The organism is Novosphingobium sediminicola (assembly GCF_014196525.1).
In the GTDB taxonomy this organism is placed as follows: Bacteria; Pseudomonadota; Alphaproteobacteria; order Sphingomonadales; family Sphingomonadaceae; genus Novosphingobium; species Novosphingobium sediminicola.
The window spans coordinates 95,897-117,134 of record NZ_JACIDX010000004.1 but is presented as its reverse complement, the minus strand read 5'-3'; the positions used below and the strand labels follow the sequence as shown (position 1 = coordinate 117,134).

General features: G+C 63.2%; 18 protein-coding genes. 6 read left to right on the top strand and 12 right to left on the bottom strand.

The window, feature by feature from the left end; genetic code table 11:
* Positions 1–53: 53 nt before the first annotated feature.
* The 9 genes from GGR38_RS06405 to GGR38_RS06365 form a co-directional block, all read right to left on the bottom strand.
* Positions 54–2,864 (bottom strand): TonB-dependent receptor domain-containing protein, encoded by a 2,811-nt coding sequence (locus tag GGR38_RS06405; RefSeq protein ID WP_183623795.1) that lies wholly within the window; start codon positions 2,862–2,864, stop codon positions 54–56.
* Between the two features lie 440 nt (positions 2,865–3,304).
* The gene (locus GGR38_RS06400) at positions 3,305–4,201 is read right to left on the bottom strand and encodes a substrate-binding domain-containing protein (RefSeq protein WP_183623793.1); all 897 of its coding nucleotides are present in this window, start codon (positions 4,199–4,201) and stop codon (positions 3,305–3,307) included.
* 19 nt (positions 4,202–4,220) lie between these two features.
* Positions 4,221–5,780 carry an acetolactate synthase large subunit gene (locus GGR38_RS06395; RefSeq protein ID WP_183623791.1) on the bottom strand — a complete coding sequence of 520 codons (1,560 nt, stop codon included), beginning with the start codon at positions 5,778–5,780 and terminating at the stop codon, positions 4,221–4,223.
* A 4-nt stretch (positions 5,781–5,784) separates the two neighbouring features.
* Positions 5,785–6,639 carry an HpcH/HpaI aldolase family protein gene (locus GGR38_RS06390; RefSeq protein ID WP_183623789.1) on the bottom strand — a complete coding sequence of 285 codons (855 nt, stop codon included), beginning with the start codon at positions 6,637–6,639 and terminating at the stop codon, positions 5,785–5,787.
* A gap of 25 nt (positions 6,640–6,664) precedes the next feature.
* Complete coding sequence (locus tag GGR38_RS06385) at positions 6,665–7,666, bottom strand: DODA-type extradiol aromatic ring-opening family dioxygenase (RefSeq protein ID WP_183623788.1); 1,002 nt, start codon at positions 7,664–7,666, stop codon at positions 6,665–6,667.
* A 22-nt stretch (positions 7,667–7,688) separates the two neighbouring features.
* Positions 7,689–8,996 carry an MFS transporter gene (locus tag GGR38_RS06380; RefSeq protein ID WP_183623787.1) on the bottom strand — a complete coding sequence of 436 codons (1,308 nt, stop codon included), beginning with the start codon at positions 8,994–8,996 and terminating at the stop codon, positions 7,689–7,691.
* Between the two features lie 24 nt (positions 8,997–9,020).
* Positions 9,021–9,872, bottom strand: a complete 852-nt coding sequence (locus tag GGR38_RS06375; protein WP_183623786.1) for an amidohydrolase family protein — start codon at positions 9,870–9,872, stop codon at positions 9,021–9,023.
* Positions 9,873–9,937: 65 nt separating this feature from the next.
* The gene (locus GGR38_RS06370; protein WP_183623785.1) at positions 9,938–10,963 is read right to left on the bottom strand and encodes an amidohydrolase family protein; all 1,026 of its coding nucleotides are present in this window, start codon (positions 10,961–10,963) and stop codon (positions 9,938–9,940) included.
* 15 nt (positions 10,964–10,978) lie between these two features.
* On the bottom strand, positions 10,979–11,962 hold the full coding sequence (locus GGR38_RS06365) for a PhnD/SsuA/transferrin family substrate-binding protein (RefSeq protein WP_183623784.1): 984 nt from the start codon (positions 11,960–11,962) through the stop codon (positions 10,979–10,981).
* Positions 11,963–12,411: 449 nt separating this feature from the next.
* Between GGR38_RS06365 and GGR38_RS06360 the strand changes: the two genes are divergently transcribed.
* Positions 12,412–13,680 (top strand): LysR family transcriptional regulator, encoded by a 1,269-nt coding sequence (locus GGR38_RS06360; protein WP_183623783.1) that lies wholly within the window; start codon positions 12,412–12,414, stop codon positions 13,678–13,680.
* A 40-nt stretch (positions 13,681–13,720) separates the two neighbouring features.
* Here GGR38_RS06360 and GGR38_RS06355 read toward each other — a convergent pair whose 3' ends face one another.
* Complete coding sequence (locus GGR38_RS06355) at positions 13,721–15,277, bottom strand: aldehyde dehydrogenase (NADP(+)) (RefSeq protein ID WP_425497045.1); 1,557 nt, start codon at positions 15,275–15,277, stop codon at positions 13,721–13,723.
* Positions 15,278–15,406: 129 nt separating this feature from the next.
* Here GGR38_RS06355 and GGR38_RS06350 point away from each other — a divergent pair, with 129 nt between their 5' ends.
* The gene (locus GGR38_RS06350; protein WP_183623781.1) at positions 15,407–16,147 is read left to right on the top strand and encodes a dienelactone hydrolase family protein; all 741 of its coding nucleotides are present in this window, start codon (positions 15,407–15,409) and stop codon (positions 16,145–16,147) included.
* Between the two features lie 19 nt (positions 16,148–16,166).
* On the opposite strand, the gene GGR38_RS06345 is transcribed toward GGR38_RS06350, so the two are convergent.
* A complete protein-coding gene (locus GGR38_RS06345; protein WP_183623780.1) occupies positions 16,167–17,417 on the bottom strand; it encodes an MFS transporter in 1,251 nt (416 codons plus the stop codon).
* Positions 17,418–17,655: 238 nt separating this feature from the next.
* Positions 17,656–18,531: a hypothetical protein gene (locus GGR38_RS06340; protein WP_183623778.1), complete on the bottom strand. Its 876-nt coding sequence runs from the start codon at positions 18,529–18,531 to the stop codon at positions 17,656–17,658.
* A gap of 180 nt (positions 18,532–18,711) precedes the next feature.
* On the opposite strand from GGR38_RS06340, the gene GGR38_RS06335 reads away from it, so the two are divergent.
* The 4 genes from GGR38_RS06335 to GGR38_RS06320 all read left to right on the top strand — a co-directional run bounded on the left by GGR38_RS06335 (position 18,712) and on the right by GGR38_RS06320 (position 21,064).
* The gene (locus GGR38_RS06335; RefSeq protein WP_183623776.1) at positions 18,712–19,017 is read left to right on the top strand and encodes an alkylphosphonate utilization protein; all 306 of its coding nucleotides are present in this window, start codon (positions 18,712–18,714) and stop codon (positions 19,015–19,017) included.
* A gap of 2 nt (positions 19,018–19,019) precedes the next feature.
* Positions 19,020–19,961, top strand: a complete 942-nt coding sequence (locus tag GGR38_RS06330; protein WP_183623774.1) for a 1-phosphofructokinase family hexose kinase — start codon at positions 19,020–19,022, stop codon at positions 19,959–19,961.
* A complete protein-coding gene (locus GGR38_RS06325; protein ID WP_183623772.1) occupies positions 19,954–20,394 on the top strand; it encodes a cupin domain-containing protein in 441 nt (146 codons plus the stop codon). The genes GGR38_RS06330 and GGR38_RS06325 overlap by 8 nt, the downstream gene beginning before the upstream one ends.
* A gap of 379 nt (positions 20,395–20,773) precedes the next feature.
* Positions 20,774–21,064 carry a hypothetical protein gene (locus GGR38_RS06320; RefSeq protein WP_168603106.1) on the top strand — a complete coding sequence of 97 codons (291 nt, stop codon included), beginning with the start codon at positions 20,774–20,776 and terminating at the stop codon, positions 21,062–21,064.
* Positions 21,065–21,238: the final 174 nt, after the last annotated feature.

Here is a 21,238-nt window from a genome sequence, read left to right as displayed (position 1 = left end):
AAGACAAAAAGGGCCCCCCGATCCGCGATGGGACCGGGGGGCCTAGGGGCTATTTAGAACTTGGCGCGGAAACCGGCGGTGAAGTAGCGGCCCACTGCATCGTCGACGACCGAGAAGCCGCCAAAGCCGCCCGGCGCCGTCGAGGTGCCCGGAGCATTGGCCGCAGGCGGGGTGGCGTTGAACAGGTTCTGGACGTTGAAGAACAGATCCGCCTTGCCATTGTGGGGCAGGGTGACGGTCTTGGAAATGTTCATGCCCAGTTGCCCGAAGGGCGCCACCGTGCCCTGACCCGTGGCCCAGATCACCGAGGGATCGCCCCACAGCTTCATCGCATTGCGCCAGCGATAGATCGCATCGACGCGCAGCGTATCGGTGATGTTGAAGCTGGCCGTGCCGGTCAGGCGCCACGAGGGGCTGGCCGTCAGACCATTGGTGCCAAAGGCCACGCCGCCCTGATCCACCGTGGCGACGCCGGGCTGGATATAGCGGATATGGGGCTGATAGGCGGCCAGAGCGCGCAGGGCCAGCTTATGCCCGGCAATCGCGCCGACATAATTGGCCTCCACGTCCAGACCATAGGTGGTGATCTTCGACAGGTTGATCGGCTGGACGTACCATGCGGTCACATTGCCGCTGCTGTCGCGCTGGATCAGGTTGCAATAGATCGACAGGCCGCCGGTGTTGCAGCCCTGCTGGATCGTGGGCTGGAAACCCTGAACCGTGGTGATCGCATTGCTGACCTTGATGTCGTAATAATCGACCGCAAGGCTGAAACCGGGCAGGAAGGAGGGCTTGGCCACAAGGCCCGCCGTCCAGGTATTGCCGATTTCGGCCGTCAGGTTCGGGTTCGACACATTGACCGAGGGCAGCAGATTGGTCGCGCCGGTCTTCAGGTCCTGATTGTTGACCATGGTGATCGCGGTCGAGGAGAACAGGTCGTTCAGAGTGGGCGCGCGGATGTCGCGCGAGATCGTGCCGCGGAAACGCAGGCCATCAATAATGTGCCAGTCAGCGCCCAGCTTCCACGTCCAGTAAGTGCCGACCGTGTTATATTTGGTGTAGCGCGCCGCCGCGTTGATCGCCAAGGACTTGGCCAGCGCCACATCCTTGAGCAGCGGCACGTTCACTTCGCCCGCGACCTCCCACACCGATTGCGAGACATGCGGGTTCGACGCCAGCGTCCCGGCATAGAGCAGGGTGCGCGAGCCGGTCGCCACGCAATTGTAGCGCAGATTTGTGCAATCGGCATACATCGAGGGCGTGGCGTCGCTCTGCGAGATAAACGACTGCGCGCGCCATTCGCCCGAGAGCGCGGCAGTGACTTCGCCCGCCCATGTGCTGAAGGGGCTGCCCGAAATGGCGGCGTTGATGTCATGCTGGCGCGTGGTGGCTACATAATGGGTGGTGTCCATGATGTAGTTGAGCGCGGCCTGGCTGGACGCGCTGGGGCCAAACAGGTTGAGCGGCACGCAATTGGCATAGGCCGATGCGGTGGCCGCCTGCGTTGCGGCATAGCAGGCCGGGCCGCCGGCGGTGCTGACCGCGTCAAGCGCGGCCGAGAGCTTCTGGTTGTTGACTGTGTTATAGCTGGTGGTGGAAAGACGCGAGTCTCCATACACATAGGAGACGTTCCAGTTATACTCGCCCAGCTTGCCTTCGAGGCCCGCGATGGCCATCAACTGGCGGGTCTGCGGCTCGAAACGGGCGCGTTCGATCTGGGTGTTGATCTCGCTCAGCACAAAGGTCGATCCGGTCATCTGCGCGGCATAGGCCGAGGGCAGGAACGCATTGCCGGTCGAGAGCGTGTAATTGGCCAGGCTGATGTCGCTGCCATAGGACACGTTCTTCTTGAAATTGCCGCTCAGCGTCAGGAAGCCATGCACATTGTCGCTGAAATCGTAATCGGTGCGGGCATAGACCTGATGCGAACGCTGCGAAGCCTTGAGCGACATGTCGAGATAGCCGCCCGCGCCCCCGCTTTGCGTGGTCGTGCCGCTGTAGGTCGTGCCGTTGGTAAAGCTGGAGAGCACGCCGTTGCTGGCGAAATATTGCCCCGCCAGCGCGCAGCCCGTACCGCAGGAGATGATCTTGCCGCCAAAAGGCTGGGCCGAAAGCGTGCCGTTGGTGATCAGCGAATAGGGGATGGTCGTGCCATTGCCCACCACGACCGCGCGATTGTACCAGCTGCGCTGCGAGCGGCGCATGATGCCGTCATCGTTGCGATATTCATAGCTGATCTCGAAATGGCCGCGGCCGCCGGCAAACTTGCTGCCCCATGCGATGGCCGCATTCATCGAAGGGTCGTCGCTATAGGTCGAGAGACCATATTGCGCCTGAACCTTGAGCCCTTCAAACTTGGTATCGGTGACGAAATTGACCACGCCCGAAACCGCGTCCGAGCCGTAAACCGCCGAAACGCCGCCCGTGACGGTATCGACGCGCTTGACCAGCAATTGCGGGATCACGTCGGCGTCAACGATGTTGGTATAGGACGTGGGCGGCACGCGGCGCCCATCAAGCAGCACCAGATTGCGCACCCCGCCCAGATTGCGCAGGTTCAACTGGGCCGCGCTGCCATTGCCGCCCGAAACGCCGCCCGAAACGCCCGGATTGCTGAACTGACCGCGCGAACCGGAAAAGACCGGCAGGGTGTTGATCGATTCCGTCAGGCTGGTCGGGCGCAGATTGCTCAGGCTCTCGGTGCTGACCACGGTTACCGGGGTCGGGCTGTTGTCGCCGTTTTTGACCACGCGCGAACCGGTGACGATGATGTCCTGTGCGGGGGTGGCGTCCTGCGCCTGCGCGGCGCCGACAAGCGTCACAAAGCTGGTGCCCGCCATCAGGGCGGCTAGAATTTTCGGCATTTTGCTCTCTCTACCTGTGTTTATATCTTGTGGGCCATCGCCATCGCTTTGGATGACGCCTCCATGGTCCGTTTGCCTCCAGAGCGGCGACCCGCCCTTGAAACGTTACATATCCGCTCGCGCGGTTGCGGGCCGATCAATTTGACGGCGGGACGGATTGATTACCTGTCTTATGGGGTGAGGGTTTGGAAAAGGGAGGAAGGGGGCCTCCGGCATCCCTTTATGGGGTGGGCGCGGGATCAGCCTCGTCGCGTATAGGGCAAGGGGTTGATAGCCTGCGGCGCGGGGATGTTTCGCTGCTTGGCGCCGCAGGCTTTAAAATTGCAACGCCGCGTAGATCAGCCTTGGCCGAATTTACAGCGTCACGCCGACAGTAACGGGATTGCAAAGGGACTGAGTCCCTTTGCCCGCCGGAGGCATCAAAAAGCCCCCAAAACAAATCACCCCAACGCCGCCGTCACATCATCAAACAATTCATCGACGCTCAACTTGTGCGGGATGATCTTCTGCTCAAACGCCCATTCGACGGCCAGTTCCAGCCCCTTGCGATTGGCCTCCACGCCCATCGGCGGGAAGGGATCGGGCAGGCCACCCTCGGTCAGGTCGCGGCTTTCGCAAATCATGCGATAGATTTCGCGCACGGCCTCGGGGTTGTTGCGGGTCAGGTCTTGATGCACGACGAAGATGTGGTTGATGGGCACCACGCCTTCGCGGGCGAACCATTCCTTGGCGGCATTGAAGGGATCGGGAATGAGGCGTTCGACGCGCGGGTCCTTGGGCAGATCGACGCCCTGCAAGGTCGCGGCCAGTTCGCCATCCAGCATCATCTGGCCAATGTCCGAACCCTTGGGCAAGCGGGTGCAGTTTTCCGGGTCGGTATATTCCTCAAGGTGGCCTTCGCCCACGGTGTAGAAATCCACCTTGTTGAGGTCGACGCCATATTCATGCTGAAGGATGCCGCGCACCCACAGGCCGGTGGTCTGGGCATAGGTGCGCACGCCGACCTTGCGGCCTTCGATATCCTTTGGGTTCAGATGGCCCAGTTCGCGGTTGAACCCTGCGCAATGGTGCTGAAACCGGCCCGAGACGGGCGCGGGCAGCAGCACCCAGGGCTTGTTGTAGCATTTGGCCTGAAGATAGGTGACGATGGCCAGTTCGCCGCAATCGTACATATTGCGGCGCAGCATGTCCTTGAAGCCGCCCTGCGCCGGGTTCGGCCCGCACAGGTCCAGCTTCACGATATCCGATGTCACGCGGCCGTCATGGATCGCCTTGGTATAGGGCGATTCCGCCAGATTGGTGCGCAAGGTCAGCACGCCGTTGTCCACGGTTGCCATGGTTTGTCTCTCCCTGAAATTACAGTCGAACTTCGATCAGTTTCGGCCCCGGCTGCCGCACCGCATCGGCCAGCGCGCGGGTGAAATCCTCGGCGGTTTCCACCGGCTGCGAAGGCACGCCCATGCTTTTGGCCATGGCCAGCCAGTCGATGCGCGGATTGCCGATGTCGATCATCGCCATCGCCTGCGGCCCCGGCGTACCGGCCCCCATATTGGCGTATTCGGCCTTGAGGATGGCGTAGCTGTTGTTGGCAAAGATGATCGTGGTGATGTTCAGCCCCTCGCGGGCCTGCGTCCAGAGCGACTGGATCGTGTACATCGCGCTGCCATCGCCCACCATGCAGATGACCGGACGATCCGGACAAGCCAGCGCCGCGCCTGTTGCCACCGGCGTCGAATAGCCGATCGAGCCGCCCATGTTGTTGATCAGATCATGCGGCGCGGCGCCCATGGTCAGGCCCATGCTCTCGCGGCCCGTGGTCAGGCTTTCATCCACCACGATGGCGTTTTCGGGAATCGCCACGGCCAGCGCATGAGCGATGCTGATCGGGTTGAGCGGGCCGGTGGGTGGCACGGTTTCCAGCGCCGGCTGGATCATCTGCGGCGCATCAGCGCTCACGCCCAGCGCGTCGAGCAGCATTTCAAACGCCAGTTCGCTATCCTCATCCGCCTCGGCCAGCGCATGGACGCTGGTGCCTTCCTTTTTCATCAGACTGGGCTTGTCGGGATAGGAGAAGAAGGCGACCGGCTCGACCGTTTCCACGGTGATCAGATGCTGGAAACCTTCGAGGAAGGCGGTGGCCTGCGCGACGGCATACGGGATGCGTTCGATAGGCGTGCGGCCCGCGCCCCGCTCGATGCGTGCGGTGAAGAATTGCGAACCCAGACGCGCACCGGTGGCCCGCGCCACCCGCCCGGCCAGATCCAAAGCCCGTCCCCGCGTGGCGCGGTTGGCAAGGATAATCATCGCCGGTTCGCCCGATTTCAGCACGCGGGCGATATGGTCGATGCGGGCCTGAAGCGGGGCCTTGCGCGCGGCGTCGCGCGCCGGTGGCACAATGGGCGTTTCCACCGCGCGCCAGCTCACATCGCCGGGCAGGATCAGCGTCGAGATCTTGCCGGGATGTTCGCTGGCCACCTGCACGGCCTGCGTGGTGTCCCACGCAATCGTGTCGGCGCTGTCGGCGCGGCGGACCCAATGGCTGAGCGGTCGCGCCAGCCCCTCGATGTCGGACGACAGCGGCGGGTTATATTTGAGGTGCGAGATCGAATGCTCGCCCACGATATTGACCATGCCGCTGCTGGCGCGTTTGGCATTGTGGATATTGGCAAGGCCATTGGCCAGACCCGGCCCCAGATGCAGCAGGGTGCTGGCCGGCGTTTCCTTCATGCGATACCAGCCATCGGCGGCCCCGGTCGCCACGCCTTCGAACAGGCACAGCACCGAGCGCATCCGGGGATTGTCGAGGGCGGCCAGAAAATGCATTTCCGACGTGCCGGGATTGGCAAAGCAGATGTCGACGCCATGATCGACCAGCGTGTTGACCAGCGTTGTGGCGCCATTCTGGGGCTGGGTCATCGGCTCAGTACCCCGCCATTTCGCGCGCCTGACCGATGACGCCATAGGAGCGCTGGGGGGCGCTCATCAGGAAGCCATAGCCTTCGGAAATCAGGCGTTCGACATTCTTGGCATTGGTGTGCGGATTGCCGACGACGACATTGTGCTTTTTGCAGGTCTCGACGATCTTGGCCATCGCGCCCAGCACTTCGGGGTGTTCATACTGGCGCGCATAGCCCAGTTCCTGAGACAGATCGCCTTCACCGATCAGGCAGAAGCCGATGCCCGGCACATTGGCCAGCATATCGTCGAGGTTCTCGATCGCCTCCTCGCTTTCGATCATCAGGCCGACCAGCAATTCGCCCTGCGGCGCCAGCGGCCAGACATCGGCGCGTTCGTAATATTCGGCCTGAGACAGGCCCCAATAGCGCGCAGCCGTTGCCGGACCATCGCCGCGCACACCCTTGGGTTCATACAAAGGCGCGTTCTTGGGCCTTGCATAGCGGCAGGCGGCGACCGCATTATAGGCCTGCTCCACGGTTTTGACGTGGGGCGTGATGATGCCATAGACGCCGCGGTCCAGGGCCTGCTTGGCCTGCCACTGGTCCATCTCGCCGCCATTGGCCGGGATGCGCACGATGGGCGTGACCGCCGGGGCCAGCGTCTCGGCCTTGAAGATCTGCTTGCGGTTGAGCAGATATTGCAGGAAATCGCCCAGCGCGTTCATGTCGAAGGGATTATGCTCCATTTCGACGACGAGGCCGTCATAGGGGCTGTCCTGAAGGTCGATGGCGCTTTGCTTGTCCGATTTGGCAAAGCAGGTGAAGGCGGGCTTGCCGGATTCAAACGCGCGGATGATGCCGTTGAGGCGGGTGGTCATGGGGGTGTTCCTTGTGTCTTGAAAATCAGGCTTCGGGCGCGGCCCAGTACATGAAGCCCATGCCCTCGCCGGTGCCTGCCTCGGTGCGCCAGCAGGGGACGTAATCGACCAGCGTCATCTGCGCGCCGGTCTGCTGAAGGGCCATCATGACGATGGAATAGATCTTCACTTCCGACGTGCCGGACTGATACCAGCTGTCGTCATAGGTCATCAGGCCTTCGTAATCATACGCGGCCAGCTTACCCATCACGTCGCGGTCGAAATCTTCGTCATTGACGAAGTGGGTCAGGCCGCCCGATGCAATCACGCCCACGCGCACATCCTCGGGCCATGCCTCGATGGCTTCGCGCAGCACGCGGCCAAATTCGATGCAGCGCTTCATCGAAGGCTGGGTCGGCGGATAGAACAGGTTGAACAGCACCGGCACATGGCGCGGCACATCATCGCCCATGATCTGATGATAGACGAAGCTGTAGGCATGGGGCACGACCGGATAATTGGGCGCATAGCCCTGGCGCGCTTCCATCCATGTGTTCTGCGGCCAGGCCATCAGATCGTTGAGGTCGAAGCTTTCGCTCTGAAACCGGTTGATCAGATAGGTGGCGAATTCGGGATAGGCCTGATGCACGACATGGTGGTCGGGCGCATAGACCGGGCGCTGGGGCGGGCCGTTATGCACTTCATCGCCGGTATAGATGGTGATCGAAGGCGACTGATCGGGCCAGATTTCCTTCTGATCCTTGCCCAGCACGATCACCACATCGCAATTGGCGCGGGCATAGGCCTCGGCCATTTCATCCAGCGCCGCGCGGCAACGGGCGGCGCGCTGCGTGCGTTCCTCAAGGGTCAGGAAAGGGGCAAAGGCGGCCCCGCGCAAGGCTTCCAGCTCGGGATAGGTATAGGTCTTGCCCTTGTACCACAGCGCCGGGTTCTTGCGATCGCGGTCGCCATTGGTCAGCCAGTCTTCGGGCTTTTGCCCCAGCATGCCGCTGTGCGGCACCGCCATACCAAATACGATCTTGGCCATGATTATGCTTTCGAAAAGAGGTTCAGTTTTCGTTGATCTTGGGCGCCCATTCAGGGCGCAGCAAAATCCATGTGCCCGCCGCCCCGATCAGCAGAAAGACGAAGATCACCTTCATCGGCAGATCATAGGAACCGCTGACCGCGAGCAGCCAACCCGACAGGCTGGCCGAAACGCCGCCTGCAAGGCTGGTGGCCACCTGCTGCACGCCCGTCACCAGACCGACCGCCTGCTTGGGAATCAGCGTCAGGCGGCACAGCGCAAGATTGTTGGCCGTGGCCAGACCCAGCAGGGTGAGCGAGGTGACATTCCAGAACAGCGCGGTGTTGAGATCCGAGGCGGTAGAGCCGAGCAGCACCGTGCAGCCGCCAAAGAAACCGGCGATGACAAAGCCCTTGCGCACCAGCACGGGGTCCTTGCCGCGCGCGATCAGCATATCGGCCGCCCAGCCCGCGATGGCCGCCATGATGGCGATCCCGGCAAAGCTGAAGAAGGTGAACACGCCTGATTTGGCCAGCGAGAGTCCGCGCTTTTCCACCAGATAGGCGGGCATCCACGTCATGCAGTAGAAGGTGAAATAGCCATAGCAGAAGTTGGTGAGCATGCCGCCCCACACCACCGGACTGCGCAATGCGCCGCCCAACGTGATGCCCGAAGCGCGCTTGGCGATGGCGGCGCGTTCCTCGGGGCGGGGCGTGTCGTCACGCACCAGAAACACCCATGAGGCCAGCCACAGCACGCCCACCGCGCACATGGCGTAGAACACCGCGCGCCACGAATAATTATAGATCAGCCATGCCGCCGCCGGGGCGCCGATGGCCGGGCCGAATTTGTTGCCCATGGCGAAAATGCCCACGGCCAGCCCGCTGCGGCTTTCATCGAAATTGTTGCGGATCCAGCGATAGGAGGCCGGGATCACGATGGCTTCGGCCACGCCCACCAGCAGGCGCGCGCCGAACAGGACGGGCAGCAGGGTGATCGTGCCGGTGACCGCGCAGATCACGCACCACATGGCAAAGAAGATCGCATAGGGGCGTTTCACCCCATAGCGGTCCACCAGCCAGCCCATCGGCACCTGGGCAATGCCATAGGACCAGAAGAAGGCCGAGTTGATCCAGCCGCGCCCGACATTGGACAGGCCGAATTCCTTGACAAACCCCTTGTCGGCAATGGCCGAACCGATGCTGGTGCGGTCGATGAAGGAGATCAGCACCCCCAGCGCCAGCAGGAACAGGATGAACCAGCGCGTGCTGGACGACGAGGGAGCGGAGATGCCTGCGGCTTCGTCCGTTTCTGTCGTTTCCGTTGCCGGGGAATTAAGGGACGTAGCCATTGCAGGACCTCTCTTGTGTTATGTTCAGTCGGCCAGATCGGGATAGAGCTTCTGCGCGGTCTTGCCGAAGATCCATGCGCGATCCTCGTCCGACAGGCAGGCGAGGCGATTTTCCGCCGTGGCGCGGATTTCGGCCAAAGTGCCGGGCGAGGTGGGGAAGTTCGAGCCCCATGCCAGACGATCCGCGCCAAAGGTTTCCACCACCTTGGGGAAGAAAGTCTCGGCGCTGGCCTCGCCCTTCTTCACATCGCCCATGATGCGCGGGGTCAGCTTCATGTAGAGATTGGGCAGATCGCCCATATCCCACAGGCTCTGCGCATTGGCATAGGGCGGTCCGTCGAGCACATCGGGGCGAGCCAGATGGTCGAGGATGATGTTGACGTTGCCAAACCGCGTAGCCAGATCGCGCACCTGAGGCAGGCCGATCGGGCCGGTCTGGATGCACATCGGAATGCCCAGTTCGCCCAGCAATTCCCATGCCGGATAGGCGGCGGGGTTTTCCAGCTCGGTGGGGTCGAAATCCTTGGTCGAACCGCCGGTAAAGATGCGCAGGCCCTTCAGGCCCTTGCCCACCCAATCCTTGATCGTGGCCACGGCATCGGGGGCGGCCACATCCACGCTGCCCACCGCGATCAGGCGGTCAGGATAGGCGTTGCAGCCATCGACGACATAGGCATTGTCAAAACCATAGGTGGTTGAGGAATGGACCACGGCGGCCTTATGCACGCCCGCCTCATCCATCGCCGCGATCAGGGCTTCCACCGTATTGGGCCGTTCCTGCGACCAATCCGAACGCTTGCCGAACAGGGGCGCGGGCGGATAGCGGGTCTCGTCATCCGAGATGATATGCGGGTGAATATCGCAGATAGAGGACATGAAATTTCCCTCCCGGAAATTATGGTGCGGGGCGGGACGGCCATCGCGCGCCCCGCCCCGGTTCATCACAGGCCCTTGGCCTTGAGATGCGCGTCGAGGCGCGGATAGACGCGGCGGGCATTGCCCTCATAGATCGCGTGGCGGTCGGCTTCGGAGAGCGCCTCGCAGGCGTCCACATAGCGCTTGGTGTCGTCGAAATAATGGCCGGTGCAGGGGTCTTTGCCGCGCACCGCGCCGATCATCTCGCTGCCGAACATCACGTTGCTGGTGGGCACCACCTTGGTCAGCAATTCAACGCCGGGGTGGTGATAGACGCAGGTGTCGAAGAAGATGTTGTCGAGCAGCCCTTCGAGCGGACGGTCCATCATTTCCAGCGACATGCCGCGATAGCGCCCCCAGTGATAGGGCACCGCGCCGCCGCCATGCGGGATCACCAGACGCAGCGTGGGGAAATCCTGAAACAGGTTCGATTGCAGGATCTGCATGAACACGCTGGTGTCGGCATTCAGATAATGCGCGCCCGTGCCGTGGAAGTTCGGGTTGCACGAAGCGGCCACATGCACCATCGCGGGCACGTCCAGCTCGCACAGGGCCTCGAACAGGGGATACCATTCCTTGTCCGTGAAAGGCTTGCCGGTCCAGTAGCCGCCCGTGGGATCGGGGTTCACATTGACGCCGACAAAGCCCAGCTCATTCACGATGCGCTTCAATTCCGGCACCGAATTCTTGGGCGGGGCATAGGGCGACTGGGGCAACATGCCCACCGGCACGAAATTGTCGGGATAGATGTCGCACACCCTGCGGACCAGATCATTGCTGATCGTGGCCCATTCAAGGCTGGTGCGTTCATTGCCCAGATGGTGGCTCATCAGGCCCGCGATGGGCGAGAACAGGGTGATGTCGGACCCGCGTTCCTGTTGCAGCTTCAACTGGCCATTGCCCACGCCTTCGCGGATTTCATCGTCGGACACATGGGCGGCGGACAGCGGCGGGGCGTTGGCCGGGGTTTCGGCATTGGCCACCTGCGCGGCCCGGAAATCGCGGAAGGATTTGGGCACGGTGGTGAAATGGCCGTGGCAATCGATAATCATCAAAGCTCTCCGGGATTACGCGAGCGCGGCGATCTTGGTGGGGTCGACGAAGAGTTCGTCCATGCTCATCCGGCGCGGGGTCAGGCCCTGATCAAAGGCGGTCTTTTCCAGCGCCTCGATGGTCGCGCGGTTTTCCTCGATGCCATAGGGCAGCGGATCGGGGCCGACGATGCTCTGGATCGCGCGGTGCTTGTCGGCGGTGGGGCCCGTCGCTTCGCCCGAATTCAGCTTTTCCAGATAGGCGTTCTTGGCCTTGGTGAAGGCGTCATAGATCGAGCGGGCGACCCAGGGGTGTTCTTCCAGCACCGAATCCTTGACCACGATCGTGCCGTGCATTGGATAGATCTTGGTGCGGGCGTAATATTCCGCTTCCAGTTCGACGGCATTGGGGAACAGGTCGGGATAGTTGGTTTCCACTTCCTGCCACCCGCCGGTGGGGGCGCCGGTGCGGCCGATGCCCGCCGCCGCATCGAAACCGGCAATGATGTCACCGCGCGCCATCATGTCGGCAAGGCTGTCGCCTGCGGCAACGTGGCTGACATTGGCGGGGAGCTGCAGTTCCTGAACGTGTTCCTCGTCGTCCACGAACCAGTTGATCTTGTTGTTATCAACACCAAATTCGTCGATCAGCACCTGACGCGTCCATACGCCCGTGGTCACCGAATAGGCTCGCACGCCAACGTTCTTGCCTTCCAGATCCTTGGGGGTCTTGATGCCCGCATCGGGGCGCACCAACAGGCCCGAATGGTGGAAACGGCGCACGACAAAGATCGGCAGAGCCTTGAATTTCTTCCCATAGGCGCGCGCGATAATATAGGTCGTGGGCGCGATTTCGCAGACGTCGAATTCCAGATCGCGCACCATGCGGCGGAACGCGCCGATCTGCGGCTTGACGGTGACGATTTCGGCATCGACGCCTTCGATGGCGATTTCGCCGCTGCGGATCGCGGCGGTATGCGGATGTTCGGCAACCGCGATTTTCAGGTGGACTTTAGACACGAGGCTCTCCTGATCTGACTTGCAGAATGCCTTCCTCTCAGCCCGCGTCAAAGGCAATCGTGGGTGCCTCGATACCAAAGACCGGCGGCGGATTTTCAATCACCCCATTGTGGCCCTTAATGCGCGAGGTAGGCGCGAGGACCTGTGTGTTTAGGCGCTGATTTTCGCTGGTTTCGTTCTGATGCGTTGAGAGGCGCGTGATGCGCGGGCGTGCGGGATGCGTCGCGATTCGGGGAATGATCCTTATCGCGGATGGGGAGAATCGACCGGGCTGGGGTTGGGCCTTGCGCATGGGGCGCAAAGGGGTGGGAAAAGATGTTTCGCAAATTCAATTCGTTGCCAATTCCCGTCCCTTGCCTAAACGGCCTGTCGGGATGTTTGCGCGTCGGGGCTGGCGCATTCTTTTGAATAGGTATAAAAAGGATGCGGGGAGTCAGGTTGTTTAGGCCATGAAAAGCACAAAAAATTATGATTTTGAGGCCCTTGATGCGATCAGTTTCAGGCAGTTGCGTCTGTTCGAAAGCATCGGCAGATTGCAGAGTGTTCGCCGGGCCTCGGAGGACTGCAACTTATCGCAACCGGCGGTCACGCAATCCTTGTCCAAGCTGGAGGTGCTGGTGGGCGCGCGGCTGGTCGAAAGGCGGGCCAGCGGCAGCTATCTCAACAAAGAGGGCGATGCCTTCTACGCCCGCGTCTCGCGCTTCCTGACCCAGTTCGAGGAAGCGCTCAGCGTGTTCAATGTCGAGGGCGGGCGCAATGGCGCGCGCTCGGCGGCGGCGCGGCTGCTGCGCTCTCAGGTGCGCGTGCTGATCGCCATTGTCGAGGCGGGCAATATCGGCCCCGCTGCCGAACAGTTGGGCCTTTCTCCCGCCACGCTCCAACGCGCCGCGCGCGATCTGGAAAGCAATCTGCGCAAGCCCCTGTTCTATCGCACGGCGGCGGGCACCGTGCCCACGGTCGAGGCGATCGAACTGGGCCGCCGGTTCAAACTGGCGCTGCAGGAAATCGAATGGGGCATCCGCGAACTCAACGCCGCGCAGGGTGAGGCGATCACCCCGATCACCGTGGGCGCGATGCCTCTTGGCGGCAATGTCCTGCTGGGCAGCGTGCTGGAGGCCTATCTGGCCCGCGAACCGCGCGCGCAGGTGCTGGTGCGCAATGAAAGCGCGGTGGAAATGATCAAGAGCCTGCGCGCGGGCGATGTCGATATGGTGGTGGGCCTGATACCCGCCGACACGCCCGATGATCTGGCGCATGAGGCGCTGACGCGGACCCCCCATGCGATTGTCGCGCGCAAGGACCACCCGCTGGCCGCGCGTGAGAAGGTGACGCTCGATGATCTGGCCGGTTATGAATGGCTGGTCGGCGCGCCGGGGTCGAGCCGCCGCACCTGTTTCGCCAATCTGTTCGAGGGGCGCACCGAGGCGCGCGCCCCGGTGGCGACCTCTGCGCTCTCGATCATCAAACATCTGCTGAAGGGCAGCGACCGCCTGACACTGATGACCTCTTTCGAGATCCAGCATGAGGGCGAAGGCCTGGTGGCGCTGCCTTTCGGGCCGATTGCGCCGGTGCCCGCCTTTGGCATCACCACCCGCGCGGGTTGGTTGCCCACGCGCGCCCATGCCATGTTCATGCAGATCATCCGCGATCAGATGGCGGTGTCCAGTGTGAATGCGCGGTTGAATGCCGCCGCCGCGCTGGAAATGGAGAGCATCTGAAAAAAAAGCCCCGCAGTGTGCGGCTGCGGGGCTTTTCCGATCAATCGAACTGACGGCGCGGCAGACCCAGCGGATTGCCCGCCTTCAACGCATCGGGCAACAACGCATCGGGCAGCGCCTGATAGCAGACCGGGCGCAGGAAGCGGTGGATCGCCATGGCCCCCACCGATGTCGTGCGCGGATCGGACGTGGCCGGGAACGGCCCGCCATGCACCATGCTGCGCGACACCTCGACGCCCGTGGGCCAGCCATTGGCGAGGATGCGTCCGACCTTGCGCTCCAGAATGGGCAGCAGCGGGGCGGCCAGCGGATAGTCGGCCTCGTCAATATGCAGCGTGGCGGTCAATTGCCCTTCCAGACCTTCGAGAACCGCGACGATCTGTTCGGCATCCTTGCAGCGGATGACCAGCGAGGAGGGGCCGAAGACCTCATGCGTGAGCGCCGGATTGCTCAACAGATCGTCGGCATCGACCGCCAGCAGGCGCGCCGCGCCGCATTGCGCATCCCCATCCGGCCCGGCGGCCAGCACGGCCACACCATCCGCGCCGCTCAGCGTCTCGATCCCACGCGCATAGGCAGCCGCGATCCCGCCCGTTAGCATCACCTGCGGGGCAACGCCCTTGAGCGCTTCGCTGGCCGCGCCAAGGAAGCGGTCGAGGTCGGGGCTGTCGAGTGCCACCACCACGCCGGGGTTGGTGCAGAACTGACCCGCAAACAGGCTGAGCGAGCCGACATAGGCGCGGCCCAGATCTTCGGCGCGGGCGGCCAGCGCGGCGGGGAAGAGCAAAACCGGATTGATCGATGACATTTCAGCATAGACCGGAATGGGTTCGAGGCGGCTCGCGGCCACCGCTATCAGCGCCAGACCGCCCCCGCGCGAGCCGGTAAAGCCCACCGCCTTGATATGGGGATTCGCGACAAGGGCTGTGCCGATGTCATTGCCCGGCCCTTGGATCAGGCTGAAAACGCCCTCGGGCAGGCCGCAGGCGGCCACCGCTTCGGCAATCGCTTCGCCCGCCAGAAGCGAGGTTCCGGGATGGGCCGGATGGGCTTTGACCACCACCGGGCAACCGGCGGCCAGCGCCGAAGCCGTGTCGCCGCCCGCCACCGAAAAGGCCAGCGGGAAGTTCGAGGCGCCGAAAACCGCGACCGGGCCGACGGCAATCTGGCGCGCGCGCAGATCGGGGCGGGGCAGGGGCTGGCGTTCCGGCAGCGCGGGCTCGATGATCGCGCCCGCCCAGTCGCCTTCGCGCAAGACTTTGGCAAACAAGCGCAATTGGCCGGTGGTGCGGCCCAGCTCGCCATTCAGGCGGCCCTGCGGCAACCCGCTTTCCAGCATCGCGCGGGCGACGATGGCTTCGGCGCGGGCCTCCAAGGCGGCGGCGATGGCGTCGAGGAAAGCCGCGCGCGCCTCGGGCGTGGTTTCGCGATAGGCGTCGAAAGCCGCCCCGGCCAAAGCGCAGGCCTGGGCAATGTCATCGGCGGTGGTGATGGCGAAATCGCCGTCCAGCGCCTTGCCGGTGGCGGCCTCGATTCCGGTAAAGCTTGCGGCGCCGGTGCGGCGCTGCGCCCCGATCAGATAGGCAGACGACATGATGGCTCCTTCGCAGATTCAATAGCTCGTGGGGCGGTGTCTATGAGCGCGCGCGCTTTGGCAACCTTATCGCTTCTGCGGGCGGGCTGATCGATATTCCGCCCGCAAGGTTTCACGAGAAAGGCGCAAGACATGGCTGTTGAACAGATCGCGGTGACAGCGGCGGAGGGAACCGCCCCGGCATGGGTCTATACGCCCGAGGGCAAAGGTCCATGGCCGGGGGTGATCCTGTTGATGGACGGGCCGGGCATGCGTCCTGCGGTGCATCATATGGCGCAAAGGCTGTCGGGCCATGGCTATGTCGTGCTGTTGCCCGATCTGTTCTATCGTTCGGGGGCCTATGATCCGGTCGATCCCAAGGTGGTGTTCACCGACAAGACCCTGCGCGAGGCGCATCGCGAGCGTTTCATGGCGCCCGCGACGCCCAAGGCGGTGATGGCCGATTTTCCCGCTTTCCTTGCGGTTCTGGATGGGCGCGCGGATGTGGCGCCGGGCGGCTATGGCGTGACCGGCTATTGCATGGGCGGGCGTCTGGCGCTGATCGCGGCAGGGACCTATCCCGACCGGATCGCGGCGGTGGCCTCGTTTCACGGCGGCGGATTGGCCAATGATACGCCCACCAGCCCGCATCTGCTGGCCGGGCGGATCAGGGCTAAGATCTATGTCGCGGGCGCCATTGAGGATGCCAATTTCGACGATGCGCAAAAGGCCCGCCTGATCGCTGCGCTGGATCAGGCCGGGGCGGATTTTACGGTGGAAACCTATCCCGCGCGCCATGGCTGGGTGCCCGAGGATATGCCCGTGCATAATCCGGAGCAGGCCGAGCGCCATTGGCAGACATTGATCCCGTTTTTTGACGGCGTGTTGAAATAAGGCGGAGAGCCGCCCGGTCCTAGGCCACCGGGCGGTTTTCAAACCCATGGGCGTCGAGCAGCGAGGGGAACAATCGGGCCCATCCCGCCGCAATCGCAATAGAGGCCACTCCGCCAAACACCACCGCCCCCACCGGTCCCAGCAGCGCGGCGGCAAGGCCCGATTCCATCTCGCCCAATTCATTCGAGGCCGAAACGAACAGCGTCGAGATCGCCCCCACCCGCCCGCGCATGTCATCGGGGGTGGAAAGCTGCATCAAGGTCTGCCGGATCAGCACCGAGACCATATCGGCCGCCCCCAGCACCGCCAGACATCCCGCCGACAGCCAGAACGAGGTGGACAGGCCGAACACCACGGTAAAGACCCCATAAATGCCCACAGCGCCCAGCATCTTGGCCCCAACATGGCTGCCAACCGGCCGCCATGAAACGAACAATGCCGTCCCCAGCGCCCCTACCGACGATGCCGCCCGCAGCAGCCCCAGCCCATCCGGCCCGACATGGAGAATATCGCGCGCATAGACCGGCAGCAGCGCCGTCACCCCGCCCAGCAGCGTGGCGAACATATCGAGCGTGATCGTGCCGAACAGCAGCCGGTTCGAGCGCACATAGGCCAGCCCTTCACGCATCAGGTCGAGCGGGCGCCCCCGCGAACCGCGCGAATGGCTGGCGTCCGCGCTGATCAGCATTTGCGCGCAGAGCGAAAGCACCAGCAGCGCGGCGGCAAAGCCAAAAGCCGCCCCCGGCGACACCGCATAGGCATAGCCGCCCAGCACCGGCCCCAGAATGCCCCCCACGCGCCCGGCAATCGCCCCCAGCGCAATCGCGCGCGGCAATGTTTCGGGCGGCACCGTGGCCGAGAGCAGCGCATTCATCGCCGGCATGTAAAAGGCGCGCGAGGCGGCAAAGCCCGCAGCGACAACATAGAGCACCATCAACGACAGCCCGCCCCGCGCCGCCAGCAGGCACAGCGGGACCAAAAAGCACAATTGCCCGATCAGCGCGCCGCGCACCACTTTGCGCCGGTCATGCCGGTCGGCCGCCAGCCCGGCCAAAGGGTTGCAGATCAGAAAAGGCAGGAACTGCGCCAGCCCCACCAGCCCCAGCCGCAGCGCGGCGGCGCGCACGCCATACGTGCTGCGCGCCACGTCATAGACCGCCCAGCCCAGCGCCATCACCATCGCATTATGACCCAGCATGGCGGTCAGCCGGGCCAGCCAGTAGAATTGGAAATCGCGGTAATGCAGCGGATGCTTTGGCGCTTGCGTCATGGTCGTCCGGCTATCAGCGCGGGCAGGCCGCGTCGAGGAGGAACTGTGCCGATCCGGCCATGATGGCCCCCTCATCACGGATCGGGCGAGGGGGGAGCGTTAGGGATGCAGGCATTGCGCGGCCAATCCAAACCATGGCCTGCGCGATAGCAATCAGGGGAGCAACCAAGCGATCATACAAAAAGGGGGAGGGCGCGATGACCGGCCCTCCCCCTTCTGATGAACTGGCTTTCAACGATCAGCGATGATGGCCACCATATCCGCCGCGCCAGCCATATCCGCCGCGCCCGCCGTAATAGCCCCGGCCCGGCCCGCCATAATAGGCGCGCGGCATCGGGCGATAGGTGCGGGCATACCAGCTGTGATAGGGATAGGGGCGATAGATCCACGCATTGTCGACATAGACCCACGGGCGATACCATGCCGGGGCGGCATAGACATAATCGCTCTGGACATAGGCATAGGCCGGAGCGCCGCCGCGCGTGACATAGCCCGGAGGGCAGCCGGGGCTGGTTTCGCCGCCGCTGCTGCTGGCCACGGCCGCGCCGCCCACGGCGCCGATGGCTGCGCCCGCCGCCATGCCCACGCCCGTGTCATGCCGCCCGGCCAATCCGCCGCCGATGATCGCGCCTAGCACGCCGCCCACCAAGGCGCCCGCGCCGGTGTTGCCGCGCGACTTCACGCAATTGTTGCGCGCCCAGTTTTCCGCGTCGGCGGCATAGCGGGCATCCGCGCCATAATCCTCGCCGCCCGAGACATAGCCCTGCGGGGGCGGGGGCGGGGTGCGGCCGTCATAGCCTTGGGGCTCGGTCGGCTCGGGCGGGGGATTGCGATAGTCGTAGCCGCCTTGCTGGGGATAGCCGCCCTGTTGGGCATTGGCGCCCTGATTGGGGTAGGGCGCCTGATTGGGGTAGCCGGGCTGGTTGGGATAGCCACTCTGGGCGGGGTAGTTGCCCTGATTGGAATAGGTCCCCTGATTGGAGTAGGTTTGGCCCGACGATGCGGTTGGATAGGGCGAGCCGATCTGGGCCGAGGCGTAACTGGCGGCGACCGGAGAGAGGCCGACTGCGATCGCGCTGGCCGCGATCAGGGTTTTTTGCAAAGAATGGGTCATGTGCCTATCCTCGGTGATCGGCCATTGATGGCCTGTCTGAAATTCTGTTGTAACATTTGCCATGATCCGCGTGAACACAGGCTGACACAGCGCAAAGCGCGACAATTTGTTACCCGCTAGAGGCCGAAGATGGCCAAGGCCGCGATGGCGTGCCAAGGGCCGCATGAAAGGAGCCAGACAATGAGCGCTGATGAAGATTATGTGTATGACGAGGAAAGCGGCGAATGGATGTCAGCTTCCGAACTGGCCGCGAAACAGGCCGCCGCCGATACGGTCGAGGTGCGCGATGCGGTGGGTAATCTGTTGGCCGATGGCGATCAGGTGACGTTGATCAAGGATCTGGAAGTGAAAGGCGCGGGCCAGACGTTGAAGCGCGGCACCTTGATCAAGTCGATCCGCCTGACGGGCGATCCGCAGGAGATCGACTGCCGCTATGACGGGATCAAGGGTCTGGTGCTGCGCGCCGAATTTGTCCGCAAGAGGTAAGGATGCGCGTCGCCACATTGACGATGAACCCCGCCATCGACGGCGCCTGCGAGGCCGAGGCGGTGTTTCCCACCCACAAGATCCGCACGCATGACGAGCGTTACGATCCGGGCGGTGGCGGGATCAATGTGGCGCGCGTGCTGGCGCGGATGGGCCATGCTTCATCTCTTGGCGCGGTCGAGGTGATCTATCTGGCGGGCGGGGCGACAGGCGCGCTGCTCGACGAATTGCTGGATCAGCATGGGCTGGACCGGCATCGCATCGCCATCCGTGACCATACGCGGCAATCGCTGGCCGTTTATGAAAGGTCGAGCGGCAAGGAGTTCCGCTTTGTCCCCGATGGGCCGCTGGTGGCCGAGGGCGAGTGGCAGGCTGCCTTCGATCATGTCGCGGGGTTCGATCATGGCTGGCTGGTGGCCAGCGGGTCTTTGCCGCGCGGAGTGCCGGTGGATTTCTATGCGCGCGTTGCGGCGGCTCTGGCCGGGCGCGATGTGCGGGTGGTGGTCGATACGTCTGGCCCGGCGCTGGCGGCTGCGTTGGAACAGGGCGGGCTCTATCTGGTCAAGCCCAGTCAGGGCGAGTTTGAAACGCTGATCGGGCGCAAATTGACCGATGCGCAGGCCGTGGGCGAGGCGGCGATGGAGATGGTGCGCAGCGGCAAGGCGGCGCATGTGGCCGTGTCCATGGGGCATGAGGGCGCGGTGCTGGCCCATGCGGGCGGGGTGATCGTGCGGCCCGCGCTGGACGTGCCGGTGAAAAGCGCGACCGGGGCGGGCGACAGTTTCGTTGGCGGGATGGTCCATGGCTTTTTGCGCGGCGAGGATGCGGCGGGCGCGTTCCGCTGGGGCATGGCGGCGGGGACGGCGGCGGTAATGTCGCCGGGCACGGACCTGTGCCACCCGGAGGCGGTGCGGCAGATGTGGGAGGCTTTGGGCCATGAGTGAACGCGCAAGGCGTGATCCGCAGGCCGTGGCGATTATCGAGCGATTGGGGATGCAGCCGCACCCCGAAGGCGGATGGTATGTCGAATTGTGGCGCGAAGGCGAGGATCGCGGGCGCGTCAGTACGATCTATTTCCTGCTGGAGGCCGGGCAGACCTCGCACTGGCATCGGATCGATGCGACCGAGGTGTGGCTGTGGCATAGCGGGTCGGCGCTGGATCTGGGCGTGGCGGCCGGGGATGCGGGGCCGGTGCGTTGGATCCGTCTGGGCGGCGATGTGTTGAATGGCGAGGCGCCGCAGGGGGTGATCCCGACCGGGCATTGGCAATCGGCGCGCGCGGGTGATGGCTGGGCGTTGGTCAGTTGCGCGGTGGCGCCGGGATTTACCTTTGACGGGTTCGAATTGGCGCCGCCGGGGTGGAATCCGGGTGGGTAATGGTTCTATGTTGCGACGCATCATTCCATAATGGTTTCTTGGTGATGCACGTGACGTGATTCGCCGTAGGAATGTCGGGGCGATTTTGGCACTTTTCGCCGGATAGGGCGGGACGAACTTGTATGCATTCCTATTCAAGGTCGATGCGGGGCGATAGGGCATTTCAGGCCCGCAATCTCGGGTATTTGGCGAAAATATGCCGAATTCTAACGGGATAGGTGGAGATTTTCCATCGGTAAGCTTTGGCTAAATTGCAAAAAATGCAATTATATCGTTGGTGAATGCAATTGCTACATTCCCACCATTCACGTTAAACGGCATTCAACAACATAAAGGGTGCTTCGAGGCAATTGTTCCTAACCAAATAGGGGATATTGCCATGATCAAGACTGTTATCGCTGCCGCCGCTTTCGCTCTTCTGCCCACCGTCGCTTTCGCTGAAGAAGCACCCAAGCAGAGCTTCACCTACCAGGGCGTGACCTACACCTACACCTCGGAAGTGCAGAACGGCGTCAAGGTTCTCAAGGGCTCGGCCTATAACGGCAAGGTGCCTTTCGAACTGAAGGTGACGAAGAACGGCGTGTCGGGCACTTTCAACCGCGCTCCGGTCAACTTCGACATGCACGAAGTTCAGCACCTCGACAACAAGGACGTTGTTGAAGGCCAGTAAGGGCCGGGCCCGTCATCGGGCCGGTTCTGAATGCTGAGATACGTGCCGAAAACGCACAAAGGGGCGGCTGGATTATTCCGGCCGCTCTTTTTGCATATGCGTCTGTGGGGAGAGTTGCGGCCCAGCCGGGTTGGTAGCCTCTTCTAAAAGAGCCGGCTAGGCCGCGAGGTCGAT